The organism is Polaribacter sp. SA4-10 (assembly GCF_002163835.1).
Lineage (GTDB): Bacteria > Bacteroidota > Bacteroidia > Flavobacteriales > Flavobacteriaceae > Polaribacter.
The window spans coordinates 673,579-696,187 of the sequence record NZ_CP019331.1 but is presented as its reverse complement, the minus strand read 5'-3'; the positions used below and the strand labels follow the sequence as shown (position 1 = coordinate 696,187).

At 30.1% G+C, this 22,609-nt stretch carries 21 protein-coding genes; all 21 read right to left on the bottom strand.

The window, feature by feature from the left end:
* Positions 1 to 19: 19 nt before the first annotated feature.
* Entirely contained in the window at positions 20 to 658 is a 639-nt protein-coding gene (locus BTO04_RS03165) for a thiamine phosphate synthase (protein ID WP_087565314.1), read from the bottom strand.
* 22 nt (positions 659 to 680) lie between these two features.
* Complete coding sequence (locus BTO04_RS03160) at positions 681 to 1,127, bottom strand: redoxin domain-containing protein (RefSeq protein ID WP_087563115.1); 447 nt, start codon at positions 1,125 to 1,127, stop codon at positions 681 to 683.
* Between the two features lie 281 nt (positions 1,128 to 1,408).
* A complete protein-coding gene (locus tag BTO04_RS03155; RefSeq protein ID WP_087563114.1) occupies positions 1,409 to 1,849 on the bottom strand; it encodes a heavy-metal-associated domain-containing protein in 441 nt (146 codons plus the stop codon).
* Positions 1,850 to 1,869: 20 nt separating this feature from the next.
* On the bottom strand, positions 1,870 to 3,642 hold the full coding sequence (locus tag BTO04_RS03150) for an efflux RND transporter periplasmic adaptor subunit (protein ID WP_087563113.1): 1,773 nt from the start codon (positions 3,640 to 3,642) through the stop codon (positions 1,870 to 1,872).
* 1 nt (position 3,643) lies between these two features.
* A complete protein-coding gene (locus BTO04_RS03145; RefSeq protein WP_087563112.1) occupies positions 3,644 to 4,381 on the bottom strand; it encodes a MauE/DoxX family redox-associated membrane protein in 738 nt (245 codons plus the stop codon).
* A gap of 3 nt (positions 4,382 to 4,384) precedes the next feature.
* Positions 4,385 to 5,653: a TolC family protein gene (locus tag BTO04_RS03140; protein WP_232455942.1), complete on the bottom strand. Its 1,269-nt coding sequence runs from the start codon at positions 5,651 to 5,653 to the stop codon at positions 4,385 to 4,387.
* Positions 5,643 to 9,398, bottom strand: coding sequence for an efflux RND transporter permease subunit (locus tag BTO04_RS03135; protein WP_087563111.1), 3,756 nt, complete (start codon positions 9,396 to 9,398; stop codon positions 5,643 to 5,645). The genes BTO04_RS03140 and BTO04_RS03135 overlap by 11 nt, the downstream gene beginning before the upstream one ends.
* A gap of 108 nt (positions 9,399 to 9,506) precedes the next feature.
* Complete coding sequence (locus BTO04_RS03130) at positions 9,507 to 9,917, bottom strand: hypothetical protein (RefSeq protein ID WP_087563110.1); 411 nt, start codon at positions 9,915 to 9,917, stop codon at positions 9,507 to 9,509.
* Between the two features lie 42 nt (positions 9,918 to 9,959).
* A complete protein-coding gene (locus BTO04_RS03125; RefSeq protein WP_232455941.1) occupies positions 9,960 to 10,586 on the bottom strand; it encodes a DEAD/DEAH box helicase in 627 nt (208 codons plus the stop codon).
* 112 nt (positions 10,587 to 10,698) lie between these two features.
* Positions 10,699 to 11,334, bottom strand: a complete 636-nt coding sequence (locus tag BTO04_RS03120; RefSeq protein WP_087563109.1) for a hypothetical protein — start codon at positions 11,332 to 11,334, stop codon at positions 10,699 to 10,701.
* Positions 11,335 to 11,845: 511 nt separating this feature from the next.
* Positions 11,846 to 12,649, bottom strand: coding sequence for a DNA/RNA non-specific endonuclease (locus BTO04_RS03115; protein WP_087563108.1), 804 nt, complete (start codon positions 12,647 to 12,649; stop codon positions 11,846 to 11,848).
* A 9-nt stretch (positions 12,650 to 12,658) separates the two neighbouring features.
* Entirely contained in the window at positions 12,659 to 13,603 is a 945-nt protein-coding gene (locus BTO04_RS03110; RefSeq protein WP_087563107.1) for a hypothetical protein, read from the bottom strand.
* Entirely contained in the window at positions 13,603 to 14,883 is a 1,281-nt protein-coding gene (locus BTO04_RS03105; protein WP_157662418.1) for a beta-carotene 15,15'-monooxygenase, read from the bottom strand. Before BTO04_RS03105 ends, BTO04_RS03110 begins: the two co-directional genes overlap by 1 nt.
* Positions 14,884 to 14,887: 4 nt before the next feature.
* On the bottom strand, positions 14,888 to 15,283 hold the full coding sequence (locus BTO04_RS03100) for a hypothetical protein (RefSeq protein WP_232455940.1): 396 nt from the start codon (positions 15,281 to 15,283) through the stop codon (positions 14,888 to 14,890).
* 702 nt (positions 15,284 to 15,985) lie between these two features.
* Positions 15,986 to 16,552: a type 1 periplasmic binding fold superfamily protein gene (locus BTO04_RS03095; RefSeq protein WP_087563104.1), complete on the bottom strand. Its 567-nt coding sequence runs from the start codon at positions 16,550 to 16,552 to the stop codon at positions 15,986 to 15,988.
* A 10-nt stretch (positions 16,553 to 16,562) separates the two neighbouring features.
* Positions 16,563 to 18,968, bottom strand: coding sequence for a TonB-dependent receptor (locus tag BTO04_RS03090; protein WP_087563103.1), 2,406 nt, complete (start codon positions 18,966 to 18,968; stop codon positions 16,563 to 16,565).
* 27 nt (positions 18,969 to 18,995) lie between these two features.
* Positions 18,996 to 19,277: a hypothetical protein gene (locus BTO04_RS03085; RefSeq protein ID WP_087563102.1), complete on the bottom strand. Its 282-nt coding sequence runs from the start codon at positions 19,275 to 19,277 to the stop codon at positions 18,996 to 18,998.
* Between the two features lie 40 nt (positions 19,278 to 19,317).
* Positions 19,318 to 20,082 (bottom strand): TerC family protein, encoded by a 765-nt coding sequence (locus BTO04_RS03080; RefSeq protein WP_087563101.1) that lies wholly within the window; start codon positions 20,080 to 20,082, stop codon positions 19,318 to 19,320.
* A 1-nt stretch (position 20,083) separates the two neighbouring features.
* A complete protein-coding gene (locus BTO04_RS03075; RefSeq protein ID WP_232455939.1) occupies positions 20,084 to 20,563 on the bottom strand; it encodes a hypothetical protein in 480 nt (159 codons plus the stop codon).
* Between the two features lie 2 nt (positions 20,564 to 20,565).
* On the bottom strand, positions 20,566 to 21,909 hold the full coding sequence (gene purB / locus BTO04_RS03070; RefSeq protein ID WP_087563100.1) for an adenylosuccinate lyase: 1,344 nt from the start codon (positions 21,907 to 21,909) through the stop codon (positions 20,566 to 20,568).
* A gap of 44 nt (positions 21,910 to 21,953) precedes the next feature.
* Positions 21,954 to 22,541, bottom strand: coding sequence for an adenylosuccinate lyase (locus tag BTO04_RS03065; protein ID WP_157662417.1), 588 nt, complete (start codon positions 22,539 to 22,541; stop codon positions 21,954 to 21,956).
* Between the last annotated feature and the right edge of the window lie 68 nt (positions 22,542 to 22,609).

Genomic DNA, 22,609 nt, shown 5'->3' with positions numbered 1-22,609 from the left:
TATACTAACGATTGATTCATTAAAACGTATGACGCTTCTCTTCGGTAGAAGATGCATTTAACAATTGATTAAATGTTTTTATGATATCAAAGTTTTTGGTAATTTCTTCAGATACTGCAACTCCAGAAACACCTGTTTCTAAAATACCTTTAACATCTTCTGTGGTAATGCCTCCAAAACCAATAATAGGTGTTTCGCTTTTTAAGGCTTCAGTAATTTCTTTATAACCATTTAAACCTAAAACAGGAGAAGTATTATTTTTATCTATAGCTCTAAAAGGACTTAAACTAATATAATCTACTTGTTTTTCAAGCAATGTTTCACAATCTTGTACCGTATTTGCTGTACCGCCAATAATTTGCCAAGTGAATACATGTATTCTAGCAATCGTAGGGCAGGTGTCTGTTTTTTCTAAATGTACACCATCTGCTTTTACTTCTTTTGCTATTTTATAATGCGAATTAATAATTAATCTTGTTTGAAAATGAGCTGTGATTTCTCTCGCTTCTTTTGCTAATTTTAAAAATATTTCGTCGGAAACACTTTTAAAATTTAATTGCACTAATTCTGCACCAGCTGAACACGCTTTTTGTATGTTCTCTATTTGCTCTTCTGCTGTGTTTCCTTGAGATATATAATGTAATTTAGATATAACCATGTTTTTGTTTCTATTATTGTGCTTATTCGTTATTATTTTTAACAAGACTTTCTAGCGCATAAAATAAACGATTTTGTGCATTATCTTGCGATCCAAAAAATGAACGAAACAGTTCTCCTTTTTCTGAAATTAGTACCCAATGTGGTGTCCCTTCTGCATTAAATTGGTCAAAAACCTTGTGATGTTCATCTATATAAATAGGAAACGGATTCTCGCCACTAGTAAAAACACTTTTAATAGTCGCTTTTGTTGCTTCTCTATTTACAAAATTAGCATGAATACCTAAAACTTGAATGGATGGATATTGTTGCTGAAATTCATAAGCCAAAGGAATTGCGCGTCCTGTACACCCCAAACAATCATTGTTATAAATAATTAGTAGCAACACTTTATTAGCATATACTTTCATTAAATCTATAGCAAAGCCATCTAAATCTAAAACAGGTATCGCTTGTATTATAGTATTCATTTTAAGGTTTATCTGTTTTACATATGTTTGCAAATTTAGGGATTTAATACGTTGAGTCGTTTTATTTATGAAGTTTCTTCTACCCTGTAAGGAAATCTAACTTTTTTGTGAGATGTATAAAATTCTTCAAAAAAAATAATAGCAGTCTTGTGAATACCTATTTTTTATGAATCTTAATATAGGAGGGGAGTTTACTCTTTTTAAATGGAATTTGTTTACTCGAATTTTAAAATAAAACCTATTAAAATGAACACATTTTAATAGGTTTTATTATTTTACTTTTAATGATTGTGAGTTGAATGATCTTTCTCTTTCATTTCACCAGCTAGATTCATCATCATTTCGTGGTCGTATTTACAACAACCAGGTAAATCTTTATAAGCTTCTTCACTTCCTGCAACTTTTTCTGTATCATAACCAGAGGCAGCAATTGCTTTATGAACTGACATTGCATCTGTTTTTGTAGCATCAAAAGATACATCAATTTTCTTTTTATCTACATCCCAAGTTGCAGTTCCTACACCTTCAACACCATTCGCTGCTTTTTCAATAGTGCTTTTACACATTCCGCAGTTTCCTCTTACACCAAAACTAATAGCGGTCATTGCAACCTCTTTTGAGACTTCAGTAGTTACCGTTTTTGTTTCTTTTTTGGCTTCATTTTTACAACTACTAAAACACATTGCAGTTATTAAAGCGACACTTAAAATTACTTTCTTCATTGTTTAAAATTTAATTGTTATTATTCTATTATTTGTTTTACTTCTCCACAGGTAAGCATTGCATTGCCAAAATAGGGGTTCACTACTTTTTCTTCCTTGCTTAACCAATAGGCACCTTTATTATTATCTGCCATAGGACAAAATTGATGATACACCTTTTCATTTATTCCAAATACTTCAATTGCATTTGTTATATAGGATGATACATGTTTAAAATGATTTCTTTGCTCTTTTATATTTGATGTTTTTGAAATTGAATTTGTTGCACTTTTTATTTCTTTTTCTAAGGTCATCCAATGCGTATGAGCCTTATTATCTGTTAATAGTTTAATATCAACTTTTACAAGATTCTCCAATAGTTTTTTTGCTTCTTTTATTACGTTTTTTGAATCATCTTTTACCAAAGCATCTTTTAGAAAAATATAGTCATTAAAAACAACTTTTAATTGATTTTGAAAGTCTACTGAAACTTTAATCCTTTCATTTTTATTAGACTGCTTCTCATTATTTAATGAAGCAGTCTCTTTCATTCCAAGATGTCCTTCATGACCAGTAGTTGTTTTACCACCTTCTTTATTCATCATTGATTTTTTACCTTGTAATTGTGCAGCCGCATCAACGGTGAACGTTCCATTTGTTACTATTTCATCACCATTATTCAAGCCTTCTAATACCTCATAATTATCAACAACTTTATTTCCTAAGGTGATTTCTTGCATTTCAAAAATAGGTTCATTAGGATTTGATTTCAAATATACTACAGAGCGTTTACCAGTCCATAAAATAGCTGAAGACGGTATTGTTACTACTTTTTCTTTGTTGGAAGAGATTCCTTTAATTTTTCCTTCAACAAACATTCCTGGTTTAAACTTGTTATGCTTATTATTTAATACAACTCTTACTGTTACTGTTCTTGTTTTAGTATTTAAAACGGGGTCTATAAAATCTACGTTCCCCTTAAACTCTTCATTTGCATAAGCATTTGTTGTTACTAAAATTTCTTGCCCTTTTTTGAACTTGTTTATTTGATTTTCATACACATCAAAATTACCCCAAACCGTATTTAAATTTGTAATTTTCAATAAGGATTGCCCTTGTTTGACATAATCACCTTGTGCTACTAATTTTTCAGTAACTGTGCCGGAAACTGTAGCATAAACCGGGAAATTTTCTATTACTTTACGAGATGTTTCAATTTGGTTTATTTGTTTTTCAGAAAGCTTCCATAATTTCAATTTATTACGAACTGCTTTATACAAGGCCGGTTGAGATTCCTTTAAAGAACTTGCAGTAATAAGTTCTTGTTGCCCAGCATATAATTCTGGTGAATAGATCGTTGCTAAAAGTTGCCCTTTACTAATTTTTTCTCCAGTAAAACTGATATTTAATTTCTCAATTCGTCCAGAGAAATAACTTACTTGAACAGCATTAGATTCTTCATTTTTAACAATTTTACCAGATAATTTTACAAAATTGTCCTTTTGATTGCTATTACCAACAACGGATGTTTGAATGTTAGCTAAAGACAAAGCATTTTCTGTTAACTTAAATTGATCTGCTGCCAAACCATCAGCACTCGTTTCTGCAGGAATTAAATCCATACCACAAATAGGACAATCTCCTGCTTCTGGTTGCATAATTTGTGGATGCATAGAGCAGGTCCATTTTTGGTTTTTTTCTGATACTTTATCGTGATTGTGTTCTGTTTCTTTACTTGATGAGTTGCCAAATAAGACCCAACCTAGTAGTAATCCAGCAGTTAATATTCCTATATAAACTATATATTTTTTCATTTTAAAAGATGTTTAATAACATTAGTACTGCCATGATTATCATAATAGCATTTTCAATAAATGTAGCTTCTGTCATTGGTAATTTTAAAGCTGTACCTAAGCAGGCACATTTAATCGATTTTTTATCTAATAAAGTTTTTGTGACACCAACAGTTGTAATTCCTAAAATAATCAAGGTTACAATTAACGCTATTTCAATTTCAAATCGCATTAAAAATAGTATTCCCAAAGCTGTTTCAATAAATGGATAGATCCAACCATAGATTGGAATTCTTTTAGCCAAAGGATCGTACATTTTAAAAGATTCTGGAAAGCCTTTTAAATCCAACATCTTAAAGAAGCTAAATACAATGTAAAATAAACCCATAAAATCGAGCATAAATTCGCTCCAACTCCAATCTTTATAATGCAAAAGAATACTTGCTATTCCTATATAAAAAATGATAAGTAAAAGCGGTTTTAATTGTTGTAGTTTGCTTTTTTCTGCTTCTATGGTAGCACTTGATGCACTCGATGGTGCAAACACGTTTTTTTCTAGCTTCTCTAGAAGTGTATATTTCTCTGGCAATGCTTTTTGTAGCACTTCTGTTGTAATATTTTTATCCATTGTAACTTCTGCTTCTCCTTTCTCAAGATGAATAGAAACATTGGTAACGTGTTCTATTTCGTTTAAATATTTTTCAACGGACGCTTTGCAACCTCCGCAAGTCATGCCTTCTATCGTATATGTATGTTTCATTTTTTACTGAGTTAAATAATTAATAATTGTGCTTTGCACATAGTAGGTTTTTACCGATTCTACTTGCTTCATTTGAAACTTCAATTGCAATTCCTGAATGTCTAAAACATCCTTAAAATCTATTGTTTCAGTTTCATAGCTTTTTATTAAAATGTCTTGTGCATTTTTAGCCTTTTTTAAGTTTTTGGATTGTGTTTTATGACTTATACGTGCAGAAATTCTATTATTAACAGCTTCGTCTAAGCGAGTTGTTAATTTGTTTAAACGTTCTTGTTTTTGAGATAAAATCTCTTGTTGTTGTAACTCGTTTTGTTTCGTTTTAGATTTGTATTTGTTGTTGAAAATTGGAATTGATATAGAAACCATAGGCATTATTATATCCTTACCATTGTCGCTAAAATCTAAATTTGGACGCTTCTCAACATTTATATAATCCAAACCAAAACCAATCATAGGACTGCTCTCTTTTTGGTTCAACAATTCAGATTGTTCTACTGAATAATAAAGCTTATCAAATTTTAGTAACTCAGGATGTAATGCTAAGTTTCCAGAATTGACTTCAAAATATTCTGAAGGAATTAACAACGCTGTAATCACATCAACCTTAATCTCTTTATCACGATTTAAAAGTTTATTAAAATTAGTTTGTTCGGCGAAATATTGTTGACGCAAAATAGCTGATAATTGTTGCATTTCATTTTGACGCATTTGTAAACGTAAAACATCTACTAAGGATGCTTTACCAACTTCGACAGATGTTAATGCTAAAGTCTCATAAGTTTTTAATAATTCAATATTTTCTACGAATACTTTTTGTTTTGCTTTGTTAGCATACAAATTGTAATACGATTGAGAAATTGAAGCCATTAGTTTTCTTTTGGCAATTGTAATATCTTCATATTTAGCATCTGCTAAGGAAGAAACGTAATTTTCTCTAGCCGTAATGTTTCCAAACCAAGGTAACATTTGTTTAGCAGATACTTTAAAGCGTTGCGCTCCTGTTCGTGTTTCTGGTGCACTCACAAAATAACCTACGCCAATTTCGGTATTTGGTAACGTATTTACTTCCTTCACTTTTTCAGAAGCTATAGTATATTGCAATTCAAACTTTTGAATTTCTGGGTTATTTATGAACGCTTCTTGTATGTAGGTATCTAATTCTTGACTTTCTGCTGAAAGAACAAAGAATAAAGAACAAAAAGCAAAAACTGTTTTTAGGATATTTTCTGTTTTATAGTTTTCCATGGTGCTAATTATTAATCTATATTCCATTCTCTTTTTTCTTTATTCTTTTTAAAATAAATTCTTCTCTCCAGCTAAATAAAACCGGGACAATAAAATAGGAGGTGATATCTATAATCATTCCTCCAAAAATTGGAATCGCCATAGGGATCATGATATCACTACCTCTTCCTGTAGATGTTAATACTGGAAGTAGTGCTAAAACGGTTGTAACGGTTGTCATTAAACAAGGTCTAATACGTTTTCCTGCAGCTTCTAATGTTGCCAAACGGATTCCTTTTTTATCAGAAGGTGTTTCTTTTTCAAAAGTTTGTGTTAAATAAGTGGCCATCACCACACCATCATCTGTTGCAATGCCAAATAAGGCTATAAAACCAACCCAAACTGCCACACTTAAATTAATGGTCTTCATATTAAATAGCACTCTTAAATTTTCTCCAAACAGGTTAAAATTCATAAACCATTCTTGACCATATAACCAGATCATTATAAAACCACCAGCAAACGCAACTGTAATACCCGTAAATATCATTAATGATGTTGAAACGGAACGAAATTGGAAATACAGAATTAAAAAGATAATAAGCAGTGCTAAAGGAACTACTACAGATAAGGTTTTTTCTGCACGCAATTGATTTTCGTAGGTTCCTGTAAATTGATAATTAATTCCTTTTGGAACCACTAATTGTCCTGAGTCGATTTTTTGCTGAATAAGTGCTTGCGCACTTTCAACCACATTTACTTCTGCAAAACCATCCAATTTATCAAAAAGTACATAGCCTACTAAAAAGGTGTCTTCACTTTTAATGACTTGCGGACCTTTTTCGTAACGAATAGTTGCCAATTCACTCAGTGGAACAGGATTTCCTTTTGAAACAGGTACATAAATACTTTTTAAATCGGCTGGATTACCACGTAATTCTCGTGGGTAACGTACACGAATTCCATAACGTTCTCTTCCTTCTACGGTTTGGGTTAAAACCATACCACCAACAGCTACTTTTAGTACATCTTGTACATCTTGTATAGAAATACCATATCTGGCAATTTTTTCTCTATCAATATCTATTAATAAATACGGTTTACCAACAATTCGGTCTGCAAAAACAGCTTCAACTTTAACGCCTTCAGATTGTTTTAAGATAGTTTCTAACTGCACACCAAAAGCTTCAATTTCTTTTAAATCTTGTCCTTTTACTTTAATTCCCATTGGTGCTCGCATACCTGTTTGCAGCATCACTAATCGTGTTTCAATAGGTTGTAGTTTTGGTGCAGAAGTAACTCCTGGTAATTTAGTAACGCTTACGATCTCATTCCAAATATCGTTTGGAGAATTAATTTTTGGTCGCCAATTGCGGTAGAACTTACCCTCGTTGTCTTCTATTAATTGAGAACGATGCACTTTAGTTAGTACAATATTTTTAGAGGAATTTGGATTTGCAATAAAGCGCCCATCTTTCAATTCAAATAAACCATCAGTATTCACTTTATAACGTTGACGCTCTCGATGTGCATTTAACATATATTCAGGTTTGTACTGAATCATGTTTTCATACATAGATAGTGGTGCAGGATCTAAAGGCGATTCTGTTCTACCCGCTTTACCAACTACCGTTTCAATTTCAGGAATACTCGCTACAGCCATATCCAGCTGTTGTAATACCCGTTTATTTTCTTCTACACCAGCATGAGGCATAGAAGTAGGCATTAGAAGAAATGAACCTTCATTTAAGGATGGCATAAATTCTTTTCCTGTATTTTTTAGAATATAAAAACCAAAAACAACTAGGGTAGTAGGTATCGTTAAAAACAATAACCGGTTATGCAATGCCCAATTTAAAATAGGTTTATAAAATTTTTGGAACAACATAAAAACACCTAACAACCCAAAACAAATAACACCTACAAACAACAGATTAAAGAAGATACTTTTATCAACTCCTAAAGGTCTCCAATACTCCGCTAAAAGAAAAACAATAGCGAATACTGAAATTATAATGTTAATAAGATTCTTATTAAGTGAAAAGGGAACGTTGAAAAGTGAAAAATTATAGGAATCCACTTTGACCTTTAAAAACCACAGCGCAACACAACCATAACCGATTAATAAAACCCCAATCCAATACCCAGAAATCATTATAATAAGTCCTAGAATTATAAGCATACTATTTAAAAGATAGCTTGTTGTTTTTCTAATAGTTACTTTTTTAAAGATCGCTGCAGCAAATGGTGGTATTAAAAATAATGCGATTATCAGTGCCGCAATTAGCGCAAAAGTCTTCGTAAAAGCTAAGGGTCTAAATAGTTTTCCTTCAGCACCAATCATTGTAAATACTGGCAGAAAACTGATAATGGTTGTTGCTACTGCTGTAACAATTGCTCCAGAAACTTCTGTTGTTGCATTATAAACAACTGTATTTATTGGTAAGCTTTCGGTATCTTCATCTATATGTCTTATGATGTTTTCCGATAGAATAACACCAACATCAACCATGGTTCCAATAGCAATTGCAATTCCTGATAGCGCTACAATATTAGCATCTACACCAAATAATTTCATCGCTACAAATACCATTAAAATAGCTACTGGTAATAAGCCTGATATTAAAATGGAAGCTCTTAAATTAAATACCATAACAATAATGACCAAAAGGGTAATCAAAATCTCTAAGGTTAAAGCTTCGTTGAGCGTGCCTAGTGTTTCTTGAATTAATTCTGATCTATCATAAAAAGGAACAATGGTAACTTGTGATGTGCTGCCATCCTTTAATACCTTAGTAGGTAAACCTGCACTTAATTGGCTAATCTTGCCTTTTACATTATTGATAACTTCCATTGGGTTTGCTCCATAACGAGCCACCACAACAGCGCCAACAACTTCAGCACCTTCTTTATCTAAAATTCCACGACGTGCTGCAGGACCTAAGGATACTTTACCAATATCTTTAATTCTAATGGACGTGTACTCTTCAGAAGTAACGACTGCATTTTCTATATCTTCAATAGATTTTACATACCCTAAACCACGCACTAAGTATTCAGCTTGGTTAATTTCTAAGGTTTGTGCGCCAATATCTTTATTACTTTCTTTAACAGCTTTTACAACTTGCTGTAAACTGATGTTGTATTGACGCATTAACTCTGGGTTCACATCTACTTGATATTCTTTAACATACCCGCCAATAGAAGCTACTTCAGATACACCGCTTGCAGATGACAAAGCATATTTTACATAGTAATCTTGTATACTTCTTAGTTCTTGTAAATCCCAACCGCCCGTTACATTTCCGTTTTCATCACGACCTTCCAACGTGTACCAGAATATTTGGCCTAATCCTGTGGCATCTGGACCTAAAGCAGGATTCACTTCTTCTGGTAGTAAGCCGTTTGGTAATGAGTTTAGTTTTTCTAATATTCGACTTCTGCTCCAATAAAACTCAATGTCTTCTTCAAAAATGAGATAGATACTTGAAAAACCAAACATAGATGAACTACGAATCGTTTTAACACCGGGAATTCCTAATAGTGAAGTGGTTAAAGGGTATGTAATTTGGTCTTCAATATCTTGTGGAGAACGACCCTCCCATTTGGTGAAAATAATTTGTTGATTTTCTCCTATATCAGGAATCGCATCTACGGATACAGGATTGCTTGGTAAAAAACCAGTATCCCAATTAAAAGGTGCGTTGATAGTTCCCCATCCTACAAAAAGAATAAGCATTAAAACTGCAACGAGTTTATTTTCTATTAAAAATTTGATGCTTCTATTTAGCATTAGCTTTGATAATTAAACAGTTAGACATTGATGTTCAAAAAACACCGAATACAAGAAATTATCCATATGAAATACATTCACTGGATAAAAAAGTCTATTGTTTAAAAATTAAATTAAATAGGTCTCGTCAAGTTTAAAGATTGGCCTAATAACGAGGGGCGGGTCATATTCTTCGTAAGAAACTCTATTTTCTAAAACTTCAAAAAGGGTATTGTAAGAGTATAAAAATGAAGCTATAAATAGTTGTTGTTCAAAAGAAATTTGATGAACCTGTACTTGTAATTCGTCTTGACCATCCACTACTAATTGCCTATCACTACAGCAATTCTTTTTTTTAATAGCACAGTCTTTAGTAGAAGAGTTTTCCATTTCCATGCCACATCCTTTTGCTTTCTGCAAAATGGCAGTTTCTACTAAAGTATCGCCACAATAATGCATATTTATAGCAAACGACATTGTAGAGAATAACACTACAAAAGCCATTACTAAGGACATTATTTTATGGAATACTTTTTTCATAATTAAACACGAAGTTATAAAAAATTTTATAAATTATAGTATCTAAAGGGCAACTGTTTTAGCGTATTGCATAAAATAAGACTCAAAACGTTTTAACGTTGGGTGCATTTTTTCTGAATAAATCACAAACTGACATTTATGAATACTTTGTGTAATAGCCATTATATCTGCAGAAGAAGCTGTTCTTGTTAAAAAGTCTGCATCATCAATACTAAAAATCTTTAATTGCGTGGTATTTAAACCTTCTAATAAAAGTAATTTGCTGGCTACTTTAGGTGTAGAAATCAAAATATCTATCCCTTCAAATATTTCTGATTTCAGCAATTCAATATGCTGCTTTTCATCACCAAAATAAACACGTAAAGTAGTACTTCTGGTATATTTATAAAAGGCATCATATAATTCTAATGCTGTTTGATTATCCTTTACAAGAACGAGGGCTCTTGGCGCAGTGCCAACTTCCTCACACTTTAACTTGTTTAAGGTAGTTAATATTAACGTGGTTGTTTTTCCACTATTTTCCGGAGCTGTACAATAGATATTAGCACCACTTTTTATTACAGGAATACTCTTTATTTGAAATGGAGTAGGTGTTGTAATTTCAAAATCTTCTAATTTCTCTTTTATTTGCGGATGTAATTTTTTGAAAGGCATCGGTAATACTAACATAACTGTATCGTCTAATTTTCTTATATAAGAGCGGCAAATATACAACTAAATACACGTACTTATTTTTTTCTATTACCCCTTTTTTAGTCAACAAAATTATGGAAATTAGCGTCTAAATAGTATTTAAATGTCTATAAATTATACTGTTTAGAATCGTAAACCAACTTAAAAAAAGAATAAAAGTAATTTTTTGAATTATAGGTAGCAGGTATAATAGTAACGCTAATTCATACAAAAAGTAGTTCATTAAAAATAATAAGAAACTGAAAACACCAAAGAGCGTAAGTTTAAAATAACCTATTTTATAGAGTTCATATAAAGCAATTAAATGGGCTATGGTTCCAAAAAAACCAGCAATACGAATAATTATATCATGATTTCCAGAAACCAAAAAAAGCAAAACCAACATAGAAAGAATACCCATAATTTGCATGAGCACTTGTAACTTGCTTTTTCTTGGGAATAACTTTATAAATAAAGTCCAAAATAATAGAATACTGAAACAGATTACTACTAAGGCAATACGTGCAAAAAGACGTGCTTGGTTTAGAGTTCCATCAATTTGATAGGTTTCTAACAGATCACATAAATAATTGTTTTTTAAACTGAAATTAAGATGGTCTGGTGCTACAAAAGATCCTCCAGTATATTGCAAGCTGGCAATAATATAAAAACATACAAAAAGAAATAGCCCCACAAAAGGTAGTATTACTAAGATCTTGTGTAGCTTCTTTATTGATTTAGCCATTATGTTAACCTTTATAGAATGTAAGTGACAAACAAATAAAGTTAAATGAAAAGTAGGAGGGCTGCTATGACATTAATCAGGTAGGTTTAGAATCAATTTATTAGAAAGAAATCCTTTTAAAAAAAACGTCATTGCGAAAGAGGAGCGACTGAAGTAATCTCTTTATACAACCTTAAATTACAACCCGACATGTTAGAATTCAATAAAAGATAAGAAGTCTAAATTTTTATTGAAATCTGTGCTGAATTTGATTCAGTATTTATCAATGAAATAATCATTATGAAAAGTGCTTGGTTTTAGAATACTTCATTACGATACTCGATATTAAAAGACCAAAGCATAATTAGTATAAGGCATCGGTATGATGCAACTTTTGTTTTGGTACTTGTGGTTAAATAGTAAATGAAATTTAAGAATAAAAGCTTAATTCTAAAATTAAGCCTAGCATAATAGTGTACAAAATTAATGAAGAACAGCGTTGTTTTTTAGCTCAGTTCTTTGTTATGGAAAATTATTTGTTATTTTTAGCCCCTGTGTGAGTTCGGCCAGTATTTAACCTCGTGAAAATTTTTAAATTATCATTTGCTTCGGCTCTAACTTGAATTGTATTATCTAATTTTTGATAAAAATCAATTCCTGTTCTTTCTTCTACTTCATTTATTGAAACAGCAAATGAATATATACTTTTATCTGATTTTTGATTTGGCATTATAAATGCAATACCTGTAATTTTATTGCCTTTAAAACTCAATAATGTTTTATAATATGCTCTGGGTACGGTAACATCATTATCACCTATTATATCAATTGGTCTTTGTAGAATAGGACCCGTAACTACTAATAACGAATCATTCATACTAGCCCAATAGCGCACTTTTTCTTCTAGCTTTTTCCATATACCACGATTAAATCCAGGGTTTTGCGGACTTATATTACTCATATAAAAACTTTCACTCATCGAATTTTTATTTTGAGACATTGTTTTTGCCGGTGCTAAATGACCTCTGTCATAGCCGCTGCCTTGATAATCATAAACCTGAGAAGAACCAGTTTGAACATAAGGATCTTCTTTAAAATTATTAGTTCGACTGATATTGTTCAATTTAGTACTAATTATTTTATAGGCTACCCATTCCGCTTGTTCATCTTCTTCACTATATGAAAGTGAATAATATTTGTGATTTATAACCACGCCGGTTGTAGAAGTTGGATAATATGTTACCAACTCTTTGGATAATGAATTTTTATCATTTTTCTTACCCTTATTACATGCAAAAGAGATAAAAAGAAAAAAAACTACAAATGATAATTTCATAATGAAGACTTAATTACTTAAAATAAATTCTTTAATAGAACTCTCTATATTACTTGGTAGTTCTGCTCCATAAACTTCAAACTTTTTAACTCCCATATTTCCCAACCAATCTTTCCAATATTTTTCAATTATATCTTTACCATATGGATTTCTTTTTCTGTCGTGGTTTTCAACCCCTAGTACAAGTACTTCTAAATCATTTAAACCATCTGTAGCCTGAATAAATCCAAATTTTTTTTCTTCAATAATTTCTTTCCATTTACTATTGTTCAAGCCATATTTCCTTAACTGTGAGGGGGTAATGTATGAGGTGAAATTTTCTTCTTTTAATTTGGTTTCTTCGTGATACACGTAACCATCTGTTATAATTATTAAAATATTTCGATTACATTCTTCTATGCAATATCTTTTAACTTTATCTTTAAAAAACCTCCAGATATCAGAACCTACATATTTATTATCTTTTTGGGCTAAACTATAAATTTCTTTAGGAAGAACATTATAATCAACTTTCATTTGTTCAATTACTTTTTTAGATAAATTTCTATCAAAATATTCTTTTAATTGTTTAGACTTTATATTTATCGTCTCGTCTAAAGGTGCTGGCTCAAAATAAAGTTGAATCTTGTCATTCATTAGAACAAGTCTTTTTTTCTCTATGTGTTGAATAAAGCTTTTAGAAATTACTTCTATATAACCTAAATCCCGATCTGAATATGACATTGTTTGGTTCGAGTATTTTTCATCACTTATCCTATCAGACAAATCAAGTAAAAGACTAATATTCAAATTATTATATTTATTTTTTAACAGATAATCTGGACACCCAATATTGGCTATATTTTTTGGTGCTTGTATTTCTTTTTTTACTTCACCTTTCTCAGCTTTACAAGAAATTAATATAATAACTGAGCTTACGAATACCAAATATGTTTTTGTTTTTAAAAATTTCATTATGATTCTGATAAAAATATTTTGTTTTGAACTTCTTGATTAGACCCTACTTCCTCAGCGTGTAACATATAAGTTTCATTACAACTATGGATTAATTCTTGTTTTTTTAAAGCTGAACCATGCAAATTTTGATTTATTGATGTAACCCAACCTTGCATATATTCTGATGCGTAAAGCTGATACTCCTTTACAGGAATAATTATTCCGTTTATTAATCTCTTCAATTCTTCAACCTTGCCTTTTAATTTTTCTAAATATTCTTTAATTGCATGAGTATTGGAAACTAACTTTTCAACTTCTTGCCTTTCAATTTTAATATTTGCTTTTCGTTGATTTAATGCTACGTTAATTTTATCCTTTTCTGCATGCTCTTTCATAAGAAAATCAAATACTAAACCCCAAATAATATAAACTAAAAAACCAGCAAAAATAATTCCCCAAAAAGCGACTGCCTGAAATGCCAACGACAAATCAAAATCTGGAGAATTTATTCCTTTTGATAATTCATATAAATTACTTTCTATTAAATACGCAAGTATTGCATCAAAAATAAATGTAACAACAAAAAGTGCGAATATTTTAAAACCATTAACTAAACTTTTCTTTTCTCCAAATATGTGTATTAAAAAACCTAATCCCATAAATACAAAAGGGATAAACGTTACAAACATTCCCTCTAGAGGTCCATCACTCCATGATTTTGTAAAAGCATTAGCATCTAAAATAGATTGAATTACACCGTCTCCAATTTCAAATTTCTTAAAAAAAGCAGAATAAGATGTAGATACATAGAATGTTATTAAATATAATGTAATAGGGATAAGTAATAAAACTCCAATCCAAAACTTAACTGAAGCACCTTTTTTAGCATCTATCCCATAATTTTCAGGATTTAAAGGAATATTAGTAATTTCTTGTTTTAAATTTTCAATTTTCACTCTTCTTTCCTCAATTTTTTCAGAAAGATTATCTAAAACAACTGATTTAGTTTTAATTTCAGTCTCTATCTCTGATTTTTCTAATAAATAAGGTTCATTATATTTAATTTGTTTAGATTCATTTTCTTTTTCTTCATTTTGAAATTTAGCATAAATAGCTTTCAAACTAATATTTAAAGCTATTCTATCTCCAAAATTTCTAGTGCTTTCCCTAAATCCGGATTCATGATAAGTTTGTTTTCTATCTCTTTCATCTAATTCAATTACTTTAGATTTTTTTTGAGTTATTTCTTTATCTTCTTTTTTGTAGACCTGAGTTAAATCTTTTAATTTTTTCATCATAGCATTATAATTCTTTTAAAACATCATCTAAACTAATTTTATTTTCAACTGCAGATAATAAGTATTCTGACAAATCAGTGACATTCTCGTCCTTAAAACCAAACATTTTAACATACTTAATTAATGTAGTTCTTTCATTTTCATCCACTTTACCATCTGCCCAAATCATCTGGCTTAATTGGTATAAATAAGTGATTTTTTCAACTACAGAGTCAGGAATTTTTGGTTGAACCAAAGTTGGGTTAAGTAGTAATTCATCTAATTTTGAGTTTAAAACACCCCTTTCTTCAGCAAAATCATAAAGCATTTTTAGCTCTAATGGATGGAAATTGTCGTCTGTAAAGGCCATACTATATAGTCTCAAGAAATGAGATTTTAAATCTTCTGAAATAGCAATCATAATTTTTATTTTATTAAACTATTTTTCATTCAAATGCGAATGTTTCTTTAGCTCAATTAGGTTTATACTAAAAATATTGGTGAAATTATTTGTAGTAGCAGTAACAAAATCATAGACTTACGTCATTAAAAGTACTTTTTTAAAAAATATTACATGTTTTTCTGTTTTTTTGGTTATTATATTCTGTTTTGTTTGTTTTTGTATAAAACAGTTAAAACTTACTCTTTAATTATCTTTTAGTATTCGCTTTTTCATAGTTTATTTTTTTTTAATATATATAAGAGAACAAAATTCTCAATTATTCTACTAAGAAAAGAAATAGTAGGCTCTTTTCACTAAGTATAAATACCTGTTTTGTAAATTGATGCTTTGTTTTTATCCTCTTGTTACGGTAAACCGCAGTTTAAACTGCAGATTTCCGCAATAAAAAAAGCGTTGCAGAAGCAACGCTTTAATAATAGTAATAGTAGAAATTTCAAATGTTAAAAAACACTCATTTTAGAATGACACTTTGTTAAATTTCAAAATTAATACCTAACACAATATTTCTTCCTTGGTCTTAAATACTTTAAAGAAAACAAAATATGTGCGATAATCTATTTTTGAAATATGAATTTAATCTAAAGCATTCATATAACAGAGTTGATTAAAATAAAAAAACAGCTAATAAATAGCTGCTTTTTTATTGAATATAGTAAAGTTTTATTGCACCGTGATATTAAAAACAACTTCTACATCTGTACTTCCTCCAGCATCTGCAGAGGTGTCATTATTTGGTTTTTTAGGTTCGTGCTTTAAGATAACGGTTAATGTTCCAGAACCTGCACTACCAGTTGTTAAAGAAGTTTCAATTCCTAAAGGGTTACCATTACCATCTGTATCAGTTTTAGTAATTGCTAATCCAGACACATTAGAATTATAGAAAAACTCATGTTCATCTGCTTCTGCTTTCACTTCTTCAGTAATATCTTCTGCTGGAGATTCTGTTTCATTTAATAATTCTATAACACCTGTATACGTCAGGTTAGTAGTTAAATTTCCAGAAACTGTGTATGTTCCATCATTTCCACCTTCACCATCAGGGTCACTAAAAGTTAACGTAACGATATTATTACCATTGGTTAAGGTGTATCTAACGGTAGTAATTAATTCTTCTTCACTGTCATAACCGTGGTCATCGTCATCATCAGAACAAGCTGTAAATGTTAAGACAGAGATGAATAATAAAGCTAATAATCTAGTTGTTTTTATTGCATTTGTAATTTTCATAATTGTTTGTTTAATAATTTATTTTAAGTTTTAGGTTATAGTTTCTTCCTAAATCATCCGTAAAATATCGTAATCTATTTAAATGTTCTCTGTACGATACATTGAACATATTTTCTATATTGAATTCTAATTTTAAACTCCCTTTGTTAAAAAGTTTAAATACTGCAGATGTATGTAAACCAAATAACGAATAGCTAGGAGGTGTTGAACTAATGTCCACAAAAACATTTTCTTGCAGTGTGGCATTATATGTAAAAAAGTTATAATCTGGATAGCTGTTTTGCTGTAAAATGGTTTTTTGACTTAAACGAATCGTTAACTGATTCAAATTAGCATTTATGTAGGATACACGATTACTGAAATTAGCAGCGGGCATGTGAATTAAAGGAATGTCATCTGTTAAGTTATCTCCTTGTAAAAGACTTAAACTACCTGAATAACTAAAATTAGTACTAATTTTCTTATTCACATCAATATCAATTCCAAAAATTTGCGCGGCAACTTGATTATATTCCCAAACTGGAAAAGCACCACGAATTGTGGTCGTAATTCCAATTGGAATCAACTGAGTAAAACCATTGATATGTTTGTAATAAGGACTAATTATAAATCCAAAATCGTTATTGTTTTTTTCTAAAGACAGCACAAATTTGTTAGCTATTTCTTTGCCAATCGTCAATAAACCTGTTTCAATTCTTGCAGCACTATGATGCAACCCATCACTAAATAATTCAGATGGATTAGGTACTCTAGATGCCAATCCATAATTAGCTAGTAACTGCATATTATTATCAAATTTCTTCGACAATCCTAAACTTGCAGATATGTTATGATATGTAAATCTTGGATTGGTAGGAATATCTGTACCACTAATATCACCATTTTCAAATTCTGGAAATAATTCGTCATAATTATAGGTTTCTTGCCAATCTGTAACATTGTATTCTTTTCTGGCATTTATATCAGAAAAATCATAACGAAAACCAGCACTTATTTCAGTGGTTTCACTTAAATTGTAATTTCCAATAGCATAGATACCAGCATCAAATTTATCAAAATCTGGAATTAACGGACTTGTGCCTGTCCCAGAAATTGCATCATTTTGCTGATAACGAAATAACAAACCTGTATTTATTTTTAAATCATCAAAATAATCTATTTGTAAATTGGGTTGAATGCTTGTGGTAAATAACCTTAAGTCAATAACGGGTGTGTTTTTTAAACCTCCTCTTCGTAAATCAAATTCTTTACGTCTATTAATTTGAAAATCGTACTGAACAGTTAATTTTCCAAAACCTTTGTACCGTTTGTAGGCTTCAATTTTTGCTAAATGATGCACAATTGACTGTTTTGGAGCATTAATAGTATAAGAAAAATCTTCAATAATCCTTGGTTGCTCGCTGTTTATTGCATTTACCAGATCGTTTACGTTACCAATATGAGAAGACTGTAAAATTCCAAACTCATTATTTACATAACTATAGTAAGCATCAAAACCTTTTTCAAAACTATTGTAACCAAACTGAACGGAACCATTTAAGCTTTTTATACCACTATTGGTTAGGTTATAATTGGGTGCTTCAAAGTCTCCAAATTGCTTGTAATTCATTTGAATTTTTGTGTAATATCCTGACTTATAAGTTTTAATTATTTCAGAATTTAAATTACCTCCCAAACCATTTGAATTAAAGGATGTTAAAGTACTCCCAAACAAACTGTCTTTAATAGCGTATTTTTTTGGCCTTAAAAGGATTAATCCACCTATAGCATCACTACCGTATTTTAATGTATTCGCTCCTTTTATGACATCAATCCTATCACTAGCATTAATATCGATATTGGGTGCGTGTTCATCTCCCCATTCTTGGTCATACATCCTTACATTGTTGTTAATAATTAAAAGTCTGCTGCTGTGTAAGCCATGAATCATAGGTTTTACAATAGAGTTACCTGTACTTAAGGCGGAAACACCACTAATCGTTTTTAACGCATCACCTAAAGATTTATCAGTAAACTGTTCTATTACTGCCTTTTTAATAGATTGTTCTACACTAGATTGTTCGGTTTTTGTACTTGCTTTAAGAATAACTTCATTTAATTCTTCTAAATGATGCTCTAAAAAAATGTCTTCGCTAATGTTCTTATTAATATCGATTGTAATTTGCTTTGTATCGCAAGAAAGATGTTTAATTTCTATAATAATTCTCCCTTTACATAAATTATTAATTTCGAAAACACCATCAATATCTGATGTTGTATATCTATTTAAATTTAGGACAAAAATTGATGCACCATATATTGGTGTTTTGTCGTGGAAATCGATAATTCTACCTTTAAAGGTAATGTTACAATCTTGTGCAGTTGTATTTGTACTTATACAATACAAAAATGCACACAAAAAAAATAGTCTTTGCATTTTAGTCTTTTATGTTCAAAAAAAAGTTTAAGCTTGAACATAAAGAGGTGGTCCTCTTAAATAAAACGATAATTGATAATGATTTTTTAAGAAACTATATTGTGAACTATTATTAGAAATTATAAAGTTTGTAATAATATTATAATCAGTAGTAGCTATAAAATAATCGCTTTGTTTTATAAGATGTAAATTACAATCGATATCTTTTTCGTGAATATGTTGTTCAATTTTAGAGTTACAAACAGCGTGTTCATGATTTAAAAAATCGTGAACAGAATTTATAGCTATTGGTAATAAGAATATTACCAATAAAAAGGTACCTATATGTTTTTTAAACTGCTTAATAATATTATTTTTTTCTCATTTTTAAATTCAACATTTCTACACCTAAAGAAAAGGCAATCGCAAAATACAAATATCCTTTAGGAATAACACCAACAGTTTTGTTAAATATTTCTGTGTGCGATAAATGAGCGCCTTCTGTAATTAACATAAAACCAATTAAAATTAAAAAAGAAAGTGCCAACATTTGAATCGTTGGATTTCTATTTACAAAATTACTAATGGGTTTAGAAAAAATCATCATAATGATAATAGAAATAATTACAGCAATTACCATAATTGTTAAAGCACCATTAACACCATTTGTCATACCAACCGCCGTTAAAATACTATCAAAAGAAAAAACAATATCAATTAAAACAATCTGAATAATCACATTTTTAAAAGAAATTACTTTAGGCGATTTTAGCACTTCTTCTTCATTGGTCTTTTCTACTTTTTGACGAATTTCATGCGTACTTTTATAGAGTAAAAACAAACCTCCTAGAAATAAAATAATACTTTGTCCGGTTAGTGCTGTTTTAAACCAACCATAATCTACTGCTAAAAAAGGTGCTTTTAATGCAATTAAATAAGAAACACTAAAAAGCAATAGTATTCTAGTTACCATTGCTAAAACTAATCCTAAAAGTGTTGCTTTTCTTACTTTGTCTTCTGGTAATTTATTTGCAGAAATAGAAATAAAAATGATATTATCTATTCCTAAAATAATTTCAAGAAAAGTTAGTGTTAATAGTGCAACCCAAGTATCTGCATGAGAAAATATTTCCATTTTATTTTACTTTATAAACGGTACCATCTTGTTTAAACTTACTAAAACCTATTTTAGCGGAAAAGCTATAAGAACTATCTGTAATTTTTGTTATTTGAACATAAATAGGATCTTTGTCTAATTCCCTTCTTGGCGATTTCATTCTTAGTGTATAGAAAAAATTATTTTTCCATTTGATGTATAACGTATCAATATGTTTTATTCTTTTTTCTGCTGAAACACTATCATTAGAAATGCTTACAATTTTATCATATTCTTCAATTTGAATGCTGTCAATTCTAGTAATAATTGTTTTACTATACCCTTTGCCAGCAGGAATTTCAAAAACTCCTTTTTTAAATTTATCTGAATTGTCTTTAATATCTGAATTACAAGATAAAAGAACAAAGAGCAAGGCAAAAAGAGATAAAATCACTTTACTTTTTGTTAGATTAAAAACAGCAATTTGTTTATTCTTTATTCTCTTATCTATATTTTTCATAATTATATTCCTGTATAATTTGCTGGTGTAATTGCTTTTAATTCTTGTTTAATTTCAGAAGAAACTTCTAAAGTATTAATAAAATTAGCAATGGATTTCTGATTAATTTTTTCGTTCGTTCTTGTTAATCCTTTTAATGCTTCATAAGGATTAGGATATGCTTCACGTCTTAAAATGGTTTGAATTGCCTCTGCAACAACAGCCCAATTATTCTCTAAATCTTGCTCAAATTTTTGTTTGTTTAACAATAATTTATTCAATCCTTTTATGGTAGATGTAAAAGCAATAATTGTATGTCCAAAAGGAACACCAACATTACGTAAAACAGTACTATCTGTTAAATCACGTTGTAAACGAGAAACAGGTAATTTAGCAGAAAGATGTTCGAAAATTGCATTTGCTAATCCTAAGTTTCCTTCAGAATTTTCAAAATCGATAGGATTTACTTTGTGTGGCATTGCAGAAGAACCTACTTCACCTGCTTTAATTTTTTGCTTAAAATAATCCATAGAAACATAGGTCCAGAAATCTCTGTCTAAATCTATAACGATTGTATTGATACGTTTTAAAGTATCAAACAAGGCAGCCATATGATCATAATGTTCTATTTGCGTTGTTGGAAAAGAATGTTGTAAGCCTAATTTTTCTTTCACAAAAGTACTTCCAAACGCTCTCCAATCTATTGTTGGATACGCAACTTTATGGGCATTAAAATTACCCGTTGCTCCACCAAATTTAGCTGCATTTGGTATGTCCTTTAATAATTTGAATTGTTCTTTTAAACGAACAACAAAAACATCTATTTCTTTTCCTAAACGAGTAGGAGATGCCGGCTGACCATGAGTTCTTGCCAACATAGAAATATCTTTCCAATCAATAACTAATTCTTGTAAACGCTCTAAAAGCTCAAAATAATGTGGCACATAAACGTCATTCATTGCTTCTTTAATAGAAAGCGGAATTGCCGTATTGTTTATGTCTTGAGAAGTTAATCCAAAATGGATAAACTCTTTGTGTTTCTGTAAACCTAAAACATCAAATTTTTCTTTGATAAAATATTCAACAGCTTTTACATCATGATTTGTAATACTTTCAATATCTTTTATTTTCTGAGCATCTTCTGCATTAAAATCGATATAAATCTTACGTAATTCATCAAATAAAGTAGTATCAAAATCTACTAATTGAGGTAAAGGAATTTCACAAAGCGCAATAAAATATTCTATTTCTACACGAACTCTGTATTTAATTAAAGCTTCTTCAGAAAAATAATCTGCTAATTTTGATATTTTACTTCTGTAACGACCATCAATAGGAGAGATGGCATTTAATTGTGTTAAATTCATTTTCAGTTATGTTGTTAACTGCAAAAATAAGGTTTTCAGCACATTTATAAAGTGGATTTTTGATGTTTTTCTATGAAAGCTAAAATCTGTTTTCCTCGGGCTTTACACCCTTTGCTTTCATGCATGATTTTTGTACTAATTAAATTTGAAAGTTCTGGATGAATCCACTCTTTTTCTAAACCAAATAAATATAAAAAAGTCATTGTATATGCTCTTACAGCAATTTTTTGAGGCGTAATTAACCAATCAAATCCTGTTTCTATAATAATATCTATCTGTGTAGAAGTAAGGTTTTTTTTGATTTGGTTTTCATTTTTAGAATAATATGCCGTTGCTAAATGCGCACAGATTTTTGCACAAGGTCTAATTGCACTATCAAATTTTACGGTAGTAATTTTTGCTGAAAATTCATCTAAATGAGGAAGTATCCATTCTAAGTGATGATGTGTGCAAATCCATTCTAAAATCCAGGCAGCTTTTATAGAAACTTTATTTTCAACATCAAAAGTGATTGCAACCAAATCTTTAAATAAATGCGAATCTTCTAACACAAAATTTGCTACTCTTTGACGGTTTACCCTTTTAGGGTTTTCCATATTATGGAGTTGCGTTGTTAAAAAATTAGGTTTCATTTTTAGTACGATTAATGTATATTTACTCTAAAATTCTATTTCAATGATAAAGATAAAAAGACTTGGTT